At 72.8% G+C, this 800-nt stretch carries 1 protein-coding gene; it reads right to left on the bottom strand.

The genetic code is table 11. From position 1 onward, the window contains the following. Positions 1 to 68: 68 nt before the first annotated feature. On the bottom strand, positions 69 to 800 hold a 732-nt coding region (locus tag STRAU_RS41430), incomplete at its 5' end, for an oligopeptide/dipeptide ABC transporter ATP-binding protein (RefSeq protein ID WP_162473220.1).

The raw sequence follows: 800 nt of genomic DNA, 5'->3' as shown, positions 1-800 counted from the left end.
GGCGCTTGAGGACGAGGCCGGAGGCCGACCGGCGGTGCGGTGGCCTCCGGCGCGACGAGCACGCGCGCTCAGTCAGCCGTACCCGAGTCCTTCTTCCGCACCGACTCCTTCACCGGCTCGCCAGACTCCTCCACCGGCTCGCCGACCTCCTCCGCGGCAGCGGGCCCCTCCCCCGGAGCGGCCTCCTCCCCCGGAGCGGAAGCAGACTTCTCCGCGGAAGCGGAAGCAGTCTCCTCCGCAGAAGCGGGCTCCTCCGCGGAAGCAGAAGCAGGCTCCTCCGTCGACGGAGGCTCCTCCGCGGCAGCGGGCTCCTCCGTCGACGCGGGCGGCGTTGCCGCCGGAGCGGCGGCGGCGCCACCCCCCGTACCCTCCGCGGCAGCGGCCTCCGCATCGGCCGCCGTGCTCACCGACACCACATCGATCGCCTCCTTGGCCACCTGCAGGAGCTTCGTGTCCTCGGGGGCCTGGTCGGGCGCGTTCTCGGGGTGGTGGCAGGCCACCTGGTGGGTGGATTCGAGGGCGAGGAGCGGAGGCTCCTTGACCGCGCAGATCTCCGTCGCCTTCCAGCACCGCGTGTGGAACCGGCACCCGCTCGGCGGGTCGATGGGCGAGGGCACGTCCCCGCGCAGCAGGATGCGCTCGCTCTTGACGCCCCGCCGCTTCGGGTCGGGCACCGGCACCGCGGACAGCAGCGCCGTCGTGTACGGGTGCATGGGCTTGGTGTACAAGTCCTTGCGGTCCGCGAGCTCGACGATCTTGCCGAGGTACATCACCGCGATCCGGTCGGACACGTGCCGGAT

The sequence above is a fragment of the Streptomyces aurantiacus JA 4570 genome (assembly GCF_000414115.1).
Taxonomy (GTDB): Bacteria; Actinomycetota; Actinomycetes; order Streptomycetales; family Streptomycetaceae; genus Streptomyces; species Streptomyces aurantiacus_A.
The sequence above is the reverse complement of the archived record's forward strand: the minus strand, read 5'-3'. Positions and strand labels throughout refer to the sequence as shown.